Raw genomic sequence first — 18,532 nt, 5'->3', positions numbered from 1 at the left:
TTTAAAAATCTATTTAAATTTCATCTTCCCCAATAACAATATTTTTACCACTATTTTTAGCCTTGTATAAAACAGTATCTACTCTTTTAAATAGGCTTTCTTTAGTGTCTGCATCATTAGATGTTGCAACTCCAAAACTACAAGTAGTTTTATTAGGCGTTAAACCAAACTCATATTCATTTATTCTTTTTCTAATATTATTTGCAACTATCTTTGCTTGTTCAAGATGAGTTCCTGGAAGTAAAATAACAAACTCTTCTCCTCCCCATCGAGAAAGAGTATCTGTTGCTCTTATATTTAAAGAAATAAGTTTTGTAATAGATTTTAATATTTCATCACCAATATCATGTCCAAAATTATCATTAATATTTTTAAAATCATCAATATCTAATAAAATAATGCTTAATTTAGTTCTTTGCATTCTTGATTTTTGCATCTCAAATTCAAAAAACTCTTCAAATTTAGATCGATTAAATACACCTGTTAAAACATCAATAGATGCTTGTTGCTCTAAAGTTTGAGCCATAGAATAAAGTTCATCTACTTTATGTTTCATAGCTTTATTCAAATTACTTAATTGTTCTTTTGCTTGTTCAAAATCTGTTACATCACTTCTTATAGCTATGAATTCTACAATATCGCCATCTATATCTAAAATAGGAACCATTGTAGAATTTACTGTATAGCTTCTACCATCTTTTCTTAAATTAGTTATTAATCCATTCCAAGTTTTTTTACTTTTAATTGTAGTCCATAAGTCTTGAAAAGTATGACTGGGCATAGATGGATGTCTTACGATATTGTGAGGTTTTCCAATCAATTCTTCTCTACTATAACCTGAAATTTCACAAAATTTGTCATTTACATAAGTTATAATCCCTTTTGGATTTGTTTTAGATACTATGGTACTTAAATCAACAGCTTTTTTATATTCATTTAGTAGATTTGTATTATCATCTTTTGGAATAGATTCTAAATCATTCATTTGTTCATATATTATAAAAAGTTCTTTTGTAATTTCCAAAAAGTTATTTTCAATATCTTTTAAAAGCTTGAATGATAGTAACCCTTCCAAATTAAAGAATAATATAAGAGAGTTCTTCAAAGACATAAAAAGAGTAAAAAAATCATTTGTACTGAAAGATGAGGTACTTAAAATTTTTAAAAACCTACCATTAATTGAAGAATCAGAAATACTTAATTCCCATTTCATTGAACCTATAATAGATTCAAAAATATCATAGAAAACTTTTTTGTGTTCTTCATTTAAAACCAATTGATGTGCCAAAAATATATCCTTAACCAATTGATTTTCTAGCCAAGTATCAACAATTTTACTTTTATTTACTCTGATTAGATAAGAGAACTCTTTTATTTGGATAACTGTATTCATTGAATATCCTTTAATTAAGACATTATATTAAAATTCTAGGAACAAAATTTATTATTATATTATAATAGTTAGTTTATTAAATAAAAGAATTCTCCACACAAACTACACAAAACTTTAGATAGATTTTCATATATTAAAAATAAAGGATAAATATGAGAAATATATTTAAAGTGTTTATAGCACTATTTTTAACAGCTACTTTTTTAAATGCAAATTCTTTAAATGAGAAGTTTGAAGTAGATGGTTATAGTGTAGAGTTAGTTAGTAAAAGAGATTTGAGTGTTGGAAGTAACGAATTTTTTACTAAAATCACAAAAGATGGGAAAATAGTAGAAGGTGCTGAACTAAGAGTGAAATTTTTTATGCCTGAAATGCCAGGTATGCCATATATGGATCATGATGGAGAAGGTGCTTTTGAAGCAAATCAATATAAATTCATAATCAATTTTTGTATGGATGGAACTTGGCAATATCATCTTAGATTTAAAACTTCTGATGACAAAGTGCACTCTATTAAAAGTAGTGTAAGTTTCTAATGAAAAGGGTAGTTTTTGTTTTAAGCATCATCATAAGTTCTTTGAGTGCAACTTCAATAGAAGAGCTAGTAAATAGTAGTTTTTCAAAAAATTATGATTTAAAAGGGCTTGAAAAATCTATTGAAGTTGCAAATTATCAAATAAAACTAGCAAAGAATTGGGAAAATCCTATGTTAGAGTTTAAAACAAATATGATAATGCTAAACAAAAACTATTTAAATGACCAAAAAGAGTATGGAGTCGAGATAAGTCAAGCTATTCCTATTGGAAATAGACTTGATATTGAAGAGAGTATTGCTAAAAAAGATAAAGATATACAAGAGATACTTTTAGAAGATAAAAGATTAGAACTAGAGTCAAAAATATATTCGTATTCATACAATATTTTGATTTTAGAGAATAGATTAAAACTCTTAGAAGAGTACAAAAAGAATCAAGATAAATTAGAAAATCTATATTCAAAACTATATAAGTATGAAAAAGCAAATTTTAATGATGTTTTAAATACACAAATATCTAAATATGATATAGATATACAAATAAATGAACTTAAAACAACAATAGAAAATTTATACTTAAATTTAGAGATAATAACTTACGTAAGAATTGACAATTTAAATGGTGATTTAGAGTTAAAAGATATCGATAAAACAATTGAAGAAGAGAGTTTTTATACTCATCCACAAATAAAGATTTTGGAACTTACAAATCAAAGATATAAAGATTATGCAAAGCTTGAAGAATCAAAGAAATTCTCATCAATTACTTTGAGTTTAGAGTATATGCAAAATAAAGACCAAGATTATGCAAATGTTAGTATTGGTATGCCATTACCGATATATAAAACAGAAAATATAAATAAATTAAAAGCAAATTTAAATGCAAATGAAACAAATGATAGACAAAAAAGTCAAATACATAATTTAAAACTACAAACAAAGATATATTTAAATAATTTAGAAAAAAGCAAACAAAATTATAAAATCATACAAGAACGAATAATCCCCTTAAAACTCAAACTTCAAAAGGTTTTAGAAAATAGTACGATATTTGAAAAAGCTAATTTAGAAGAGAGTATAAATAATCTAAATGAATTAATTGATTATGAAATAAAAGCAAATGAAGAGTTAGCAAAATATTTTGAAAATTATAGCGAACTTATATACTATTCAAACAAAGGCACAATATGAAAAATCTGATATTTTTTATCTCTTTTATAGCTATTGGTTTAAATGCAAATCCAATAGATGCAAAGCAGTTATTTAATATAGAAAAAACAAAAGTTAAAAAAGAGTTTGTAAAAGAGTCAAAATCTTTTTATGGAATTACAAAAATAGATGAAAGCAAAACATTTGATATTGTAAGTAGATTTGATGGATATATTACATATTTAAATGCGAATAAGAATTATATTAGTATAAAAAAAGGCGAACCTTTATATAGTATTTATTCATCTGAAATAAACTCTATTCAAAAAGAGATACAAATAGCAAAAGAGTTGAATAACAATATTTATAAAAGTGCTATTTCAAAACTAGATAATTTTGATATCTCAAAAAGTGAACAAGACAAAATTAAAAATGACAAAATAACAAATAGTGGAATATCTGTAAGTTCCCCAATAAATGGCGTAATAATAGAGAAAAATATCAACAACAATAGTTACATACAAAAAGGTGAAGTTCTTTTCAAAATAGCTTCTTTGGATGAGCTTTGGTTTATAGCTTCTGTTTATCAAGAAGATTTAGCATTTTTAAAAACAGGAATGAATGCAAATATAAGATTTGATGGAGTACAAAACTCTATATCATCAAAAATAGAATTTATTTATCCAGTATTTAATGACAACAAAACAGTTGATGTAAGATTTGTTTTATCAAACCAAGAGTTGAATATTTTACCATCTATGTTTGGAAAAGTTGAAGTTTATAAAGATAAAACAGAAGTTTTAATACTTCCTTCAACAGCAGTTATAAAAAAAGAAGATAGTTTTTATGTTTTTATTCCAAAAGAAAAAGGCGAGTTTGAACCAAAAAATATAGAAGCAAAAAGAGTATCTAGCGATAAGTATGAGATTGTTTCAGGTCTTAATGAAAATGATGAGGTAATAAACAATGCCCTATTCTTATTTGATGCAGATGCTATGACAAATAGATTGTATGAAACAAAATCTAGCGATGAGTGGTAGAAAATGGTTGAAAAAATTATAGATTTAAGTGTAAAAAATCGTTTTATTGTCTTATTTATCACTTTCTTATTGGCTTTTACTTCTATTTGGGCTATAAAAAATACAAGTTTAGATGCAATTCCAGATTTATCAGCAAATCAAGTGATAATAGAAGTCGAATGGGCAAATCAAAGTGCTAAAACCATAGAAGAACAGATTTCATATCCGCTTATTTCAAATCTTATGAGTTTACCAAATATTGAAACTATAAGAGCTATGAGTTCTTTTTCAACATCAATGATATATGTGATTTTTAAAGATGGATATGATTTATATGATGCAAGAAGTAGGATTTTAGAACAACTTTCAACTTTACAAGGAACATTTCCATCATTAGCAAAAGTGAAACTAGGACCAGATGCTTCTGGAGTTGGTTGGGCTTATGAATATGCTTTAAAATCAAATAATAGAAGTTTAGATGAACTTAGAACTTTGCAAGATTACTTTTTTAAATATGGTCTTTTAGGTGTTGATGGTGTTAGTGAAGTTGCTTCAGTTGGTGGATTTGTAAGAAATTATGAGATCACTTTAAATCAAGACAAAGTTGTGCAATATGATTTAAGTATAAATGAAATAAAAGAAGCTCTTGAAAAAAACAATAATGATAGTGGAGCAAGAATTTTACTAGAAAATGGTTATGAGAGAATAATAAGTGCTAGAGCATATTTAAAATCAAAAAAAGATATTGAAAATATCACTATAAAAACTTTAAATAATGTTCCACTAAAAGTAAAAGATATTGCCCAAGTTAATATTACTTCTCTTGATAGAAGAGGAGTTGCTGAATTAAATGGTGAAGGTGAAACAGTTGGAGGAATAGTTGTAACAAGATATGGTGCAGATGTTTACGATGTGATACAAAGAGTTAAAGCAAAGCTTGAAACTTTAAAAATTGATGATGTAGAAATAGTAGAAGTTTATGATAGAACTTCTTTAATCTCTAGTGCCATTGACACTTTAAAACGGACTTTGATTGAAGAATCTTTGATAGTTATGCTTATAGTTGCTCTATTTTTATTCCATTTTAGAAGTGCGTTGATTATTATCATAACTCTACCATTGACTGTTATTTTGAGTTTTTTACTTATGAAACTATTTGGTATTGGTTCAAATATTATGAGTTTGGGTGGTATTGCAATAGCAATAGGAGCGATGGTTGATGCAACTATTGTTATGGTAGAAAATGCACATAAACATCTACAAGAAAAAGAAAATATTTCTAAAAATGAAAGAATAGAGATAATTATAAAATCAGCAAAACAAGTTGGTCGCCCTATTTTCTTTGCCCTACTTTTGGTTGTAGTTTCGTTTTTACCAATTTTTGCTTTAAGTGGTCAAGAAGGTAAATTATTTTCTCCATTAGCTTTTACAAAAACTTTTGCTATGTTTAGTGGAGCAATACTATCTATTACAGTTGTTCCTATTTTGATGATATATTTTATAAAAGGTAAAATCATAAGTGAAGATAAAAATATATTAAATAGATTTTTTATAAGACTTTACTCGCCAATATTAAGATTTTCTTTAAAGTTTAGATATTTTATTTTAGCACTTTTTTTAGCTATTTTTGTAACATCAATTTATACTTACTCAAAACAAAAATGGGAATTTATGCCTACATTAAATGAAGCAACTTTTATGTATATGCCAGTAACTCCTTATGGAATAGGAGTTGATTTAGCTAAAGAGTTAGCACAAAAAACAAATATGGTTATAAAATCTTTTCCAGAAGTAGAAAACTCTTTTGCAAAAGCTGGACGAGCTGCAACAGCAACAGACCCTGCACCACTTGCTATGCTTGAAACAATCATAACTTTTAAACCACAAAATGAGTGGAGAGAAGGAATGACATACAAAAAGTTAATAGATGAGATGGATAAAAAACTTCAAATTAAAGGTCTTATAAACTCTTGGACATATCCTATAAAAGGTAGAATTGATATGCTTTTAACAGGTATTCGAACACCTTTAGGGATAAAACTATATGGAAATGATTTACAAGTCTTACAAGAAGAGAGCTCAAAAATAGAAACTATTCTAAAACAGCATGAAGGAACTATGAGTGTAAGTGCAGATAAGATAAATCAAGGATATTATCTAAATATAGTTTTAGATGAAGAAGCAATATCAAGATATGAAATAACAAAAGATGATGTGTTACAAACTCTATCTTTAGGAGTAGGAGCAGAGCAATTATCACTATTTTTAGATAAATTAGAAAGATATCCTATAAGTTTAAGATTTGAAGCACAACAAAGAGAAAATATTGAAGCTTTACAAAATCTTCAAATTAAAACAAAACTAGGATATAAACCTTTAAAACTATTTGCTACTTTAAATTATGAAGAGTCAGCTTCTATTATTCAGTCTGAAAAAGCTCTAAAAGTTGCTTATGTTTATATAAGTCCTAAAACAGACTACTCTATCAAAGAGTATAAAGATAAAGCAAATGAACTTTTGTCAGAATTAAATCTACCAACTGGATACTATTTTGAGTGGTCAGGACAGAGTGAATTTTTAGAACTTGCTATGCAAAAATTACAGATGATTATACCGATAGTTTTGATGTTTATCTTTGTTTTGATATATCTAGCTTTGAAAAATTTGACATACACTTTGATAATATTTTTTACTCTTCCATTTGCAATAAGTGGTGGGATATTTTATCTTGAGTTTTTAGGGTATAATATTTCTATTGCTGTTGTTGTAGGTTTTCTAGCACTTTTAGGAGTTGCAGCTGAAACTTCAATAGTTATGCTTGTATATCTTGATGTGGCAATAAAAGATTTAAAAAAGAAAGTTGAAAAATATAGTGATAAAGAGTTGAAAGATGCCATTTATCACGGAGCTGTTTTGAGACTTCGACCAAAACTTATGACACTTTTTGCTATATTTGGTGGATTAATACCTATTATGTACATAAATAGTATAGGAAGTGAAGTTATGCAAAAAATTGCAGCTCCTATGATAGGTGGGATGATAAGTTCAACTATTTTAACACTTGTTGTTATACCTACAATATTTTATATTATTTATAGAAAAAATATATAAAAAAGGGATAGGAATGTTATAAAACAACCTATCCCAATTTACAAATTTACAATCAAGAAAATACTATGTTTGTTATAAAAAGTAACTCTAGCTAACAAATTTGAAAATTCTTTTGTAAAAATTGTCCATTTTTTTCATTTAAATCGTCTTACTATATAGAGAAACAAATTCTCAAAATTAATACAAAGGATTTAGGATGAAAAACAAAGTTTTCATGTCAGTTGTAACATCATTGATGTTAAGTGGAACAATGTTAAATGCAAAAGAGATAAGTTTGCAAGAAGCAGTAGAGAATATAGTAAAGAAATATAATGTAACATATATTTCAAAATCAAAAGATTTAAAAAATAAGATAGTAGATTCAGAAAAAGTGAGTTTCGGGGGGGGGTACGGTATTAAGTAATCTAAATAGCGTACTAGAAGAACATAATCTCAAAGCTATCGAAGAAGATAGCATAATTTACATAATAGAAAAACCAAAATATCAAAACTTTGGTAATACTACTGTTTTAGATGAAATCTCTGTAAATGAAGTTTCACTAAATACAACAGAAGGAACTGGTTCATATACAACAGAAAGAATGAACACAGCAACAAAACTAAACCTATCACAAAGAGATACTCCACAATCAGTTAGTGTTATGACTAGACAGCAAATAGAAGATTTTGGATATACAACACTTGATGATGCTATGCAAAACATAACTGGTATTGTTATGGATAAAGGTTATTTAGTTGGAGATTCTGGAAGTTTTAGTGCTAGAGGATTTGAAATATCAAATATTTTATTAGATGGAGTACCTACAAGTACTGGTGCAAATGGAACATTAAATTCTGATAATGACTCTTTAGATATTTATGATAGAGTTGAAGTAGTTCGTGGAGCAACAGGGCTAACAACTGGTACAGGAACACCATCAGCTACTGTAAATCTAGTAAGAAAAAAACCAACAAAAGAGACTAAAGGAAATGCCAGTCTAAGTTATGGTAGTTATGATAACTTTAGAGGAACTTTTGATATTGGTGGGGCATTAAATGAAGATAAAACTATAAGAGCTAGGACAGTTATAACGGCTCAAGATACAGATATGTTTTATGATACAGCAGAACATAAAAACTATCAATTTTATAGTGTTGTAGAAGCTGATATAACTGATAATCTTCAAGCAACTTTAGGGTTTCATTATAGAAAAGTTGATAATACAGGAGGAGATAACAGATTACCAACAAATGCAGATGGAAGTTTCTTAGATGTAAGTAGAAAAACAAATTTGTCAAATGACTTTGATTATTGGAAACAAACAGATAAAACAGTTTTTTCAGAATTAGAATATAACTTTAATAATGACTGGAAAGTAAAACTAGCAGGAAATTGGAAAAGACCAGAGCAAGATATAATGTTTTCAGGATTTAGTAGAATTTCGGGAGAGTTATATCAAAATACTCAAAGATATAAACTTGATAATAAACAAGATTCTTATGATGTATCATTAAATGGACCATACTCTTTATTTGGAAGAAATCATGAATTAATGCTTGGTGCAGACTATAAAAAATTTGAAAATAAAAATTGGGGAGGTTGGTCTGATTATGCTTGGACAACAAATGGACCTTTAGTAAATCCATATAATTGGAATTCTTCACTTGTATCAAAACCAAATATTGATATGACTAAATGGCTATTACATTCAGAAGTTACTCAAAAAGGTACATATTTAGCAACTAGATTGAATTTAGCAGATTCTTTAAATCTTATTTTGGGAACAAGGCTAAGTTGGTATGAAAATGAAGATAAAAAAAACAAATCATCATATAAAGCAACAGCAGAAGTTGTTCCTTATGCTGGAATAGTTTATGATTTAGATGATAATCACTCTATTTATACTAGTTGGACAGAAATATTTCAACCACAAAATAATATAGATAAAAGTGGAAATTTATTAGACCCAATTACTGGAACAAACTATGAAGCTGGTATAAAAGGTGAATATTTTGATGGGGCATTAAATGCAAATTTATCAACATTTTTAATCAAACAACAAAATAGAGCAACAGATGATTTAGATGGACCAAATCCTTGCCCTGGAACTACGGGTGGATTTTGTAAAAGAGCATCTGGAGAAGTTGAAAGTAAAGGTTTTGAAACAGAAATTAGTGGAGCAATTACTGATAACTGGCAATTAGTTGCGGGATATACTTATGTAAAAACAGAATATACAAAAGATGTAAATAAAAGTAATATAGGCAAAAATTTTGATTTTAATTTACCAAAACATCAATTTAAACTATCAACTACATATAGATTACCATCTGATTTCAATAAGTGGATAATTGGAGCAAATATCTATGCTCAAAATGATATCAAATCAAATAGTTTTGATAAGATAAAACAAAGTGGATATTATACAGTTGGAGTGAATACAAAATATCAATATAGTAAGAATCTTGATTTTTTATTAAATGTTTATAATTTATTTGATGAAGAATATTATCACTCATTAGGTTGGGCAACTGGTGGAAATGTGGTAGGAACTCCAAGAACATTTTTATTTTCTATGAATATGAGATTTTAATTTTTCGGAACTGGGACTTTAGTCCCAGCTCCATAATATCTTTAAGCATGGGTTTCAAAGTATTTATTTAATTTTGAGATTAAAATTTCGATACAAAAAATATACTTTCCTTTTTACTTTGAAACTCATACTTAATGGTATAAAATTTATATAGGTTTTATCAAAGTTTCTATGGTGATATGTAAGGCTTGAGATAAATTTCTAACCATAGTTAGAGATATAGATTTATTTGAAATAATTAAGATTAATTAAGTATTAACTTTATCCAAATAAAATATATGAATCTATTTAACAAAGGAGATATTATGAATTTAATGACAAAAATTACAAGTGCGATGGTATTAACAGCTGGATTACTAAGTGCAGCTCCATACGGAGTTGATAAAGCTCACTCAAATGTTGGTTTTACTGTAAAACATATGATGATTACAAATGTTCATGGTAGTTTCAAAGCTTATGATGCAGATATTGATTTTGATGAAGCAACAAAAACTTTCAAAAAATTTAGTGCAACAGTAGAAACAAAATCTGTTGATACAGGGATTGAAAAAAGAGATGACCACTTAAGAAGTGATGACTTTTTTGCTAGTGATAAATTCCCAAAAATGACTTTTGAAATGACTTCATACAAAGCAGATGGTGATGATGGAAAAATGACAGGAAATCTAACTATTAGAGGTATTACAAAGCCAGTTACTTTAGAAGTTGAAGATATTTCAGTTTTAGGTAAAAAAGTAGGTTTTGCACTTGAAGGTAAAATCAACAGAACAGATTTCGATTTAAAATGGAACAAAGCTGTTGAACTTGGTGGTGTAGCAGTTGGTGAGGAAGTAAAAATAAAAGTAGATGTTGAAGCTGAAAAAAAATAGTTTCAAAATCTTAAACTAAGGCATTTTGCCTTAGTTTTCTTGCCTTTCTTGTAATTTACTAAAAGCATTTTGTAGATTTTCGATTCTCTCTTCTACTTTTTTAACAGAAGTTTCTAAAGTAAAACCCTCATCAAGTAACTCCTTTATCAAAAGTATCTTTTTTATGTTTAAATAGTCAAATTTTCTAGTAGTTCCATCTTTTTGACATGATGACTGAATAATCCCTTTTTCTTCCCAATATCGAAGTTTTCTTTGTGGAATACCAGTAACTTCAGCAACATCACCAATAGTTACTAGTAGTTTTGATACTAAGTTTGGGTCAAATAAATCTTCAAACATTTTATCTCCTTAAATTGTAGAAAATTATACATATTTTGTAATTAATCTACAATTAAGGTTAATTGTTTGATAATCCCATACATTAATTGCAACTAATCTACAAAAAAGGAAGATAATATGACAAAAGTATTTTTAGTAACACTGTTTTTAGTGTTAAATCTTTATTCAAAGGATATAAAAATTGAAGAGATTGATATATCAAATTCAGCTTTGGTGCTAATTGAGTACCAAAATGAGTGGCTAGATGAAAATTCTAAACTTTACAAGCTTATGAAAGATAAAAAGCAGTTTGAAGAGTCTATCAAAAACTCAAAAATTGCTTTAGAATTTGCAAGAAAAATAGGTATGAAAGTGGTTCATATACCTTTGATTTTAAGTGATGACTATAAAGAGTTTGGAGATGGGCAATATGGATTAAGAGCAGTTATTCCACAAGTTAAGACTTGGCAAGGAAAAAGTAAAGATTTTCATAAGGATTTTGCCCCAAAAGAAAATGAATTTGTAGTAAGTGGAAGATTGGGTGCTAGTGGTTTTGCTGGTTCAAATTTAGATTCAATTTTAAGAAATAATGGCATAAAAACTTTGTATATGACAGGTTATGCTACAAATGTTTGTGTAGAATCAACTTTTAGAGAAGCTCACGATAAAGGATATAACTCTATTGTGATTGATGATGCAACAAGTAGTTTTACAAAAGAAGAAAAAGAGTTTTTTATAAAAAATATTGTTCATCACTTCGGAGCAAATATTTCTACAAAGAATTTTATAAATTCAAAAATATCTAAGGATAAAAAAGAGATTGTAAATAGTTTTTATAAAGCTTTAGGAAAAAAAGATATAAATCAAGCTTTATCTTTAGTTGATGAAAATATACAGTATTTAGCTGTAAAAGAAACTAGCCCAACTTTGCCAGAGCTATATGGAAAATATAGTAATAAAAAAGAGTTATTAGAGTTTTTTACTCATTTAAATGAATATTATAAAACTTTAGATTTTAAAATCCAAAGTATTGGAGAAAATAAAAATAGTGTATTTGTGAAAGGTTACCTAAAATATGAAATATTGAAAAGTAAAGAGATATATGAAACAGATTTTATGGCTTTAATAGATATTGAAGATAATTTGATTAAAAAATATCAATTTTTTAAAGATACTGCACTTTTGGAGTATTTGTACGAAAAAGAGTAGAAGATTTAATCTTCTATTCTTATCATAGCTGGTTTTTTAAGAACTACACCAGAGTTTTCAAGTTCTTTTATAGCTTTTAAAATATCTTTCTCAATACAAGTATGAGTTGTAAGAAGTAAATTTGCTTTTTCATCTTTTTTAGCTTTTTGCATCATATTTTCAATAGATATATCATTGTCACCAAAAACTTTCGCAATTTTAGCTAAAGTTCCAGATTTGTCTGCAACTTCAAGTCTTAAGTAGTATTTTGTTTTTATCTCATCTTTTGGCATTAAAATTGGTCTTAATCCTACTTGTTTTTCAAATCCAAGCATAGGAGAACCTTTACCTTTTCGTGCAATATCTATAATATTTGCTATAACAGCACTTGCTGTCGCATCTCCACCAGCTCCAGCTCCATAAAACATAGTTTCACCAACTTTATCTCCAACAACAGAAACACCATTCATAACACCATCAACTTTTGCTATCATTTTTTCTTGAGGTATTAAAACAGGATGAACTCTAAGCTCAATTTGATTTTCTACTTTTTTAGCAATTCCTAAAAGCTTGATATTGTATTCAAACTCTTTTGCAAATTCTATATCAGTTTGTTTTATATTTTGAATACCTTCGATTAAAATATCTTCAGGTTTTATATCCAAACCATAAGCAATAGAACCAAGAATTAATAGTTTATGAGCAGTATCAAAACCACCAACATCAAAAGTAGGATCAGCTTCAGCATAACCTAAATCTTGAGCTTCTTTTAAAATATCATCATAACTTGCACCTTCATTTATCATCTTTGTAAGCATAAAATTACAAGTTCCATTCATAATACCTTGAATAGATTGGATATGATTTGCACTTAAACCATCTCTTAAAGCATTTATTATAGGAATTCCACCAGCAACTGCTGCTTCAAATTCAAAAGGTGTATCACTAGCCAACTCTTGAAGTTCATATCTATGATAAGCTAATAAAGCTTTATTTGCAGTAACTACTGCTTTTCCATTTTCTAAAGCTTTTTTTACAATTTCATAAGGCTTTTCAATTCCACCCATCAATTCAACTACAATATCGATTGATTCATCATTTAACACTTCATCAGGATTTGTAGTTAGTTTGATACTAACATCTCTTTTTTTGTCTAAGTTTGAAACTACTCCAATAGTTGGAACAATCTCAACTCCAGCTCGTGCTGTTATAATATTTTTATTATCTATTAAAATATTTGCAACACTAGTTCCAACTGTTCCAACTCCAATAATTCCAACTTTTAACATATTGACTTCCTTTTAAATGGTTCCCATCTAAAAGGAACCGTACTCATATATTTCTACTTTTTTAACGAAGATTTAAAATCTTCTAAAAAGTAGCAAAAATTCTAAAGGGCTTTTCTCAAAGAGAGTGCTAAAGCACAAGAGAAAAAAGCCTTATTTATTCTAATGTTTTTAAATATTTCTTTATATTTTTTGCAGCTTGTCTAATTCTTTTTTCATTTTCAATTAGAGCAATTCTTACATATTGGTCACCATAATGTCCAAAACCAATACCAGGACTAACTGCTACTTGTGCTTCTCTTAAAAGCTGTTTAGAGAACTCTAAACTTCCTAAATGTTGAGCTTTTTGTGGTATTTTTGCCCAAATAAACATTGAAGCATTTGGTTTATCCATAATCCAACCAGCTTCGGCAAATGTTTTAAGCATAACATCTCTTCTTTTTTCATATTTAGAAACTATTTCATCTACACAATCTTGTGGACCATCTAAAGCAACAGTTGCTGCTATTTGAATTGGAGCAAACATTCCATAATCAAGCCATGATTTAATTCTTTTTAATGCACCAACTAATTTTTCATTTCCAACTATAAAACCTACTCTCCAACCAGCCATATTGTATGATTTACTTAAAGTAAAGCACTCAACAGCAACATCTAACGCACCCTCAGCTTGAAAAATAGATGGAGTTTTATATCCATCAAAAGTAATATCAGCATAAGCAATATCAGAGATTATATAAAATCTTTCTTTTTTTGCCATATTTACTAATTTTGTGTAAAACTCTGGTGTTACAGTTGCACAACTTGGATTATGTGGAAAGTTTACAACTACATATTTTACTCTTGGAATTGATTCATCTATTGTTTTTTGCAAGTTTTTAAAGAAAAGTTCTTCATCTACTTTAAACTCATTGTCAAATACCAACTCAAATTTATGAATTGCTGCACCATTTAGCATAAATGCATAAGAGTGAATTGGATAAGTTGGATCTGGAACAACAGCTACATCTCCAACATTTACTATTGCTTGAACTAAATGAACATAACCTTCTTTTGAACCCATTGTTGCACAAGCATGTTTATCTGGGTCTAAAAAATCTACATTATATTTTCTTTTATACCAATTACAAATTGCAAGTCTTAATTTATATATACCAATACTTGCACTATATCCATAGTTTTTTGGTTTTGTTGCTGCATCTTTTAATTTATCAACTATATGTTTTGGTGTAGGACCATCAGGATTCCCCATAGAAAAATCTATTACATCTATACCTGCTCTTCTTGCTTCCATTTTTATAGCATTTACTTCTGCAAATACATAGTTTGGAAGTCTTTTCATTCGTTCAAATTCAATTTCTGGAAACATTTTATTACTCCTTCGTAACTGTAAGCCCATTTTTTATATTTGTTAGGGCATAAAAATCATCAATTTTTATAAATCGTGTATTATTTGGCACATCAACTTTTAGGTTTTTATGCAAAGTACTATCTTCAAAAACTTCAATTACACCAAAATCATTATCATAAAAAGTAATACTTGGATACCAATTACTTCCATTATTTGAACTTATAGCCAATTTATCTGTATTTGCTATTTCAATAATGTATGGTTTTATAGGCTTTCTTAATGTTGTTGAAGCCTTTGTAACTAAATCTTCAGCTTTGTAGATTGAAGATTTACTAGAGTCTATATAGTAACTCCATTTATTATTGCCCTCTCTTTTTATATCTACGATTTTACTATTGGTATTTTGTAATTCTTGAGATAATCTGAGAGGGTTTATGGCGGCTGCTGTTTGTACTTTTATACTCCATTTTAGTTGATTATCCAATGAAACCTGATTTGTAGTTATAAAATTTTGTTGTCCAATAGCTTTTAAAATATCATTTATATTTCTAAACGAAATTTTAGGATTTGAATTGAAGATAAATGTAACATCAATAGTCTGTGTAGATCCTAGATTTAATTTTAAAAGATTATTTCCTTGGAGTGCTTGAGATACTTTTGTATAATCTAGGCTTCCATTTGTATAAAAATTACTTTCATTTTTGAAAACGTGATTTATTAAATTTCTATGAGTATTATATTCTGAATTACCTACTATTCCTTGTACTGCTTGGTTAATGTCTGCATTTAAACCTATACATAAAGCAATACTTAATAATATCTTTTTCATAATACTCTCCATCATTTATTTTTTTAAATTGTATATTAATATTCCAGCTGCTACTGATACATTCAATGAATCAAACTCACGTTCCATATTTATAGATACTTTTAAATCCAGTTTTTTAGCAACTTTTGGAGAAATACCTTCTCCTTCACTACCTAAAAATAGAGCAACTTTATCTTTACTCTCTATTTTTCCATATTTTTTAAGATCAATTCCATCCATTGTTGCACCAATTAAAGTAAATCCAGCATCTATTAGTTCACTTGCCAAATCTACACTTCTTGGATGAATACAAAATGGTAAATCAAGTAATGCCCCAGCACTTGTTCTTACTGTTCCAGAGTTGTTTATAGTTTTTATATTTGAAGCTATAAGTCCTTGAACACCTAAAGAGTAAGCAGTTCTACTTATAGCACCAATATTTCCAACATCTGTAACTCCATCTAAAACTAAGATAAAATTCATATTTTTTATCTCTTTCAATGAAGTATACTCATATTCACTAAGCTTTAAAATAAGCCCTTGATGATTTCCACCTTTTGCTAAAGCTTGAGCTTTTTGATTATCAACTCTATGAATTTTTTTACCCAATTTAACAAATCTTGAGAATAGTTTACCATCAACTTCTTTTGATAAAAAAACCTCTTCTACTAAATTTGGGTGTTTGTCTAGCACATATAAAACTATCTGTTTTCCGTATATTATCATTTTTCGATTTTATCCAATAATTCTTGATAAACCTCTTTTACACTAGAACCTGTAAGCTTTGCAATAAGTTTTGCTTTTACTTTTGGAGCTATATCTAAAGGCATAATATCATCTAATTCAAGATTGAAACCAATTTGTTCTTTTGCTTCAATCACAACAACCCACTCACCTTTTATATCAATGTTCAAAAAAAGTTCATAAAGATTTTTTGCACTATCTTTATAAGTTTTTTGATGAAGTTTTGATATCTCTTTTGCTAAAAATATTGTTCTATTCTCATCTTTGTTTTTTAACTCTTCAAGAAGTTTTAAAAGTCTGTGTGGAGATTCGTATAAAATACCCAATTTATTGCTACTTAAAATATCTTCAAGTTTTGCATTTCTACTTGCACCTTTATGATCTAAAAAACCATAAAAAGTAAATTCTGTATTTTTAAATCCACTCATAGCAAAAGCTGTTAAAACTGCATTTGCTCCTGGAAGTACATCATAAGAAATATCATTTTTTATACAAAAATCTACCAAAGTTGCACCAGGATCACTAATACATGGCATTCCTGCATCACTTACATAAACAACATTTTTAGAAAAAGTATTTTTATCTAAACTTTGTAAAATTTGATTTTCATTGTGAGAGTGAAAAGATTTGAAATCTTTGTTTGAAAAATCTAAGTTATTTCTCTCTCCTAAAAGATTTAGAAGCTTTTTTGTAACTCTTGTATCTTCACAAAAAATTAGTTCCGCTTCCAATAGGATTTTTAAAGACCTTTGGGAAATATCTTCAAGATTTCCTATTGGTGTTGGAACTAAGCACAACATAATATTGTACTATTTTGCCATATTATATTTAGCTTTGAATTTCTCAACTCTTCCAGCAGCATCAACAAGTTTTTGCTCTCCTGTGAAGAATGGGTGACAAGATGAACAAATATCAACTCTTAAAGCTTCAACATTTGATTTTGTCTCAAAACTATTTCCGCATGCACAAGAAACTTGACATACTTTGTAATCTGGATGAATATCTTTTTTCATTCCATTTTCCTTTTAAAAATTAGCGAATGATAAAAGAGCGAGTCTTCGCAAGTCCTTTATCAAACTTTGAACTTGCGATTATATCGAAAAATACTTAACAATCTCTGAATTTAAGCTAGAAATTATATTTGAAGTTTTATTTTCAAATTGTCCTTTATTAAAAGTATTTTGTCTTTTTGCTAATTTCATAGTATTTAAGATGATTTTTTCTTCTAATTCTTGCTTTGAAATTTTTCCATCCAAAAATTGTAAAGTTTCAATTATACCAATACTTGTCATACAATTTGGACTTCTATTATACTTTTTTTCTAAATATATTATTTCATCTATTAGCCCAGCTTTTATCATCTGTTTTGTTCTTAGACTTATTCTATTTTGAAGCTCTTCTTTTTCCCATAAAATTTCAAATATTTTTAAATTTGGTGCTATTGGGTTTTTGGGATTTTGTAAGAAAAACTGTGTTGGTGTTAAACTAGTTTGTTTGTATATAGCATAAGCCTTTTCAACTCTATATTTATCATTCTTTTCTACTTTTTGCATATACTCTTTGTCTAAATTATAAAGAAAATCATAAGTTTCTTCTATATTGATATTAAAAGTTTCTTTTAAATCAACTCCTATACTAATTCCATCAATTAAAGCCTTTAGATAAAATCCAGTTCCACCGACAATGATAAGGTTTTTGTCATTATCTATTGCAAACTTTTTAGCTTTTTTATACAAGTTTAAAAATTCAACTACATCAAAATTTTCATTTGGATAAACTTCATCTATTCCAAAATGTACAATATCCCCTATTTCCTTTTTTGTTGGTTTTGCACTAACAATATCTATTTCTTTATAAACACAAAGAGAGTCTAAAGATAAGATAATAGAGTTTGTTTTTGAAGCAATTTCAAGAGAAAGAGAAGTTTTACCAGAAGCTGTTGTTCCAATGATTGCTATTTCTTTCATTCTTCTTTCTTTTTAGTAGCATTACATTGTTCAAGGTCTTTTATAATATCGTTTATCTTTTTTTCTTGTTCTGCTAGTTGTAAGATAAGTTCTGAAACATCTTTAACGTTTGATTGCTCTATTGACCTATCAATCTTTGTAGAACAAGCAGAAAAAAAGGCAACAAAAAAAATAATAAACATATAGTTTTTCATAATAACTCTTTTTTGGGATTTTTTGAT

18 protein-coding genes are annotated in these 18,532 nt (G+C 27.8%); 8 read left to right on the top strand and 10 right to left on the bottom strand.

All coding sequences use genetic code 11. The features are described 5' to 3' along the window. Positions 1-13 precede the first annotated feature (13 nt). Positions 14-1,393: a diguanylate cyclase gene (locus ACNSOS_RS06480; protein ID WP_418184638.1), complete on the bottom strand. Its 1,380-nt coding sequence runs from the start codon at positions 1,391-1,393 to the stop codon at positions 14-16. Between the two features lie 152 nt (positions 1,394-1,545). On the opposite strand from ACNSOS_RS06480, the gene ACNSOS_RS06475 reads away from it, so the two are divergent. The 7 genes from ACNSOS_RS06475 to ACNSOS_RS06445 all read left to right on the top strand — a co-directional run bounded on the left by ACNSOS_RS06475 (position 1,546) and on the right by ACNSOS_RS06445 (position 10,649). After that, positions 1,546-1,929: a FixH family protein gene (locus ACNSOS_RS06475; protein WP_113909290.1), complete on the top strand. Its 384-nt coding sequence runs from the start codon at positions 1,546-1,548 to the stop codon at positions 1,927-1,929. Continuing rightward, complete coding sequence (locus tag ACNSOS_RS06470; protein WP_418184637.1) at positions 1,929-3,119, top strand: TolC family protein; 1,191 nt, start codon at positions 1,929-1,931, stop codon at positions 3,117-3,119. The genes ACNSOS_RS06475 and ACNSOS_RS06470 overlap by 1 nt, the downstream gene beginning before the upstream one ends. After that, a complete protein-coding gene (locus ACNSOS_RS06465; RefSeq protein ID WP_418184636.1) occupies positions 3,116-4,117 on the top strand; it encodes an HlyD family efflux transporter periplasmic adaptor subunit in 1,002 nt (333 codons plus the stop codon). Before ACNSOS_RS06470 ends, ACNSOS_RS06465 begins: the two co-directional genes overlap by 4 nt. A 3-nt stretch (positions 4,118-4,120) precedes the next feature. After that, the gene (locus tag ACNSOS_RS06460) at positions 4,121-7,207 is read left to right on the top strand and encodes an efflux RND transporter permease subunit (protein WP_418184635.1); all 3,087 of its coding nucleotides are present in this window, start codon (positions 4,121-4,123) and stop codon (positions 7,205-7,207) included. Positions 7,208-7,403: 196 nt separating this feature from the next. Next, positions 7,404-7,610, top strand: a complete 207-nt coding sequence (locus ACNSOS_RS06455; protein WP_418184634.1) for a hypothetical protein — start codon at positions 7,404-7,406, stop codon at positions 7,608-7,610. A gap of 178 nt (positions 7,611-7,788) precedes the next feature. After that, on the top strand, positions 7,789-9,780 hold the full coding sequence (locus tag ACNSOS_RS06450) for a TonB-dependent siderophore receptor (RefSeq protein ID WP_418184633.1): 1,992 nt from the start codon (positions 7,789-7,791) through the stop codon (positions 9,778-9,780). Between the two features lie 305 nt (positions 9,781-10,085). Beyond that, positions 10,086-10,649: a YceI family protein gene (locus tag ACNSOS_RS06445; protein ID WP_418184632.1), complete on the top strand. Its 564-nt coding sequence runs from the start codon at positions 10,086-10,088 to the stop codon at positions 10,647-10,649. 30 nt (positions 10,650-10,679) lie between these two features. Here the strand turns inward: ACNSOS_RS06445 and ACNSOS_RS06440 are convergent, their stop codons facing one another. Further along, a complete protein-coding gene (locus tag ACNSOS_RS06440; RefSeq protein ID WP_418184631.1) occupies positions 10,680-10,988 on the bottom strand; it encodes a MerR family transcriptional regulator in 309 nt (102 codons plus the stop codon). Positions 10,989-11,105: 117 nt separating this feature from the next. Here ACNSOS_RS06440 and ACNSOS_RS06435 point away from each other — a divergent pair, with 117 nt between their 5' ends. Then, the gene (locus tag ACNSOS_RS06435; RefSeq protein WP_418184630.1) at positions 11,106-12,176 is read left to right on the top strand and encodes an isochorismatase family protein; all 1,071 of its coding nucleotides are present in this window, start codon (positions 11,106-11,108) and stop codon (positions 12,174-12,176) included. A 5-nt stretch (positions 12,177-12,181) separates the two neighbouring features. On the opposite strand, the gene ACNSOS_RS06430 is transcribed toward ACNSOS_RS06435, so the two are convergent. The 8 genes from ACNSOS_RS06430 to ACNSOS_RS06395 all read right to left on the bottom strand — a co-directional run bounded on the left by ACNSOS_RS06430 (position 12,182) and on the right by ACNSOS_RS06395 (position 18,505). Beyond that, the gene (locus ACNSOS_RS06430) at positions 12,182-13,444 is read right to left on the bottom strand and encodes a homoserine dehydrogenase (protein WP_418184629.1); all 1,263 of its coding nucleotides are present in this window, start codon (positions 13,442-13,444) and stop codon (positions 12,182-12,184) included. Positions 13,445-13,598: 154 nt separating this feature from the next. Continuing rightward, a complete protein-coding gene (locus ACNSOS_RS06425; RefSeq protein WP_418184628.1) occupies positions 13,599-14,810 on the bottom strand; it encodes an LL-diaminopimelate aminotransferase in 1,212 nt (403 codons plus the stop codon). A gap of 4 nt (positions 14,811-14,814) precedes the next feature. Continuing rightward, a complete protein-coding gene (locus tag ACNSOS_RS06420) occupies positions 14,815-15,621 on the bottom strand; it encodes a hypothetical protein (RefSeq protein WP_222718418.1) in 807 nt (268 codons plus the stop codon). A gap of 15 nt (positions 15,622-15,636) precedes the next feature. Further along, on the bottom strand, positions 15,637-16,326 hold the full coding sequence (rlmB, locus tag ACNSOS_RS06415) for a 23S rRNA (guanosine(2251)-2'-O)-methyltransferase RlmB (RefSeq protein ID WP_418184627.1): 690 nt from the start codon (positions 16,324-16,326) through the stop codon (positions 15,637-15,639). Beyond that, complete coding sequence (gene rsmI / locus ACNSOS_RS06410; RefSeq protein ID WP_418184626.1) at positions 16,323-17,144, bottom strand: 16S rRNA (cytidine(1402)-2'-O)-methyltransferase; 822 nt, start codon at positions 17,142-17,144, stop codon at positions 16,323-16,325. The genes rlmB and rsmI overlap by 4 nt, the downstream gene beginning before the upstream one ends. Positions 17,145-17,153: 9 nt before the next feature. After that, positions 17,154-17,357: a 50S ribosomal protein L31 gene (gene rpmE, locus ACNSOS_RS06405; RefSeq protein WP_113894602.1), complete on the bottom strand. Its 204-nt coding sequence runs from the start codon at positions 17,355-17,357 to the stop codon at positions 17,154-17,156. Between the two features lie 78 nt (positions 17,358-17,435). After that, entirely contained in the window at positions 17,436-18,311 is an 876-nt protein-coding gene (miaA, locus tag ACNSOS_RS06400; RefSeq protein ID WP_418184625.1) for a tRNA (adenosine(37)-N6)-dimethylallyltransferase MiaA, read from the bottom strand. Then, on the bottom strand, positions 18,308-18,505 hold the full coding sequence (locus tag ACNSOS_RS06395) for a hypothetical protein (RefSeq protein ID WP_418184624.1): 198 nt from the start codon (positions 18,503-18,505) through the stop codon (positions 18,308-18,310). The genes miaA and ACNSOS_RS06395 overlap by 4 nt, the downstream gene beginning before the upstream one ends. Between the last annotated feature and the right edge of the window lie 27 nt (positions 18,506-18,532).

Source organism: Aliarcobacter vitoriensis (genome assembly GCF_048320235.1).
Classification (GTDB): Bacteria; Campylobacterota; Campylobacteria; order Campylobacterales; family Arcobacteraceae; genus Aliarcobacter; species Aliarcobacter vitoriensis.
This window is presented reverse-complemented; position numbering and strand designations above follow the sequence as displayed.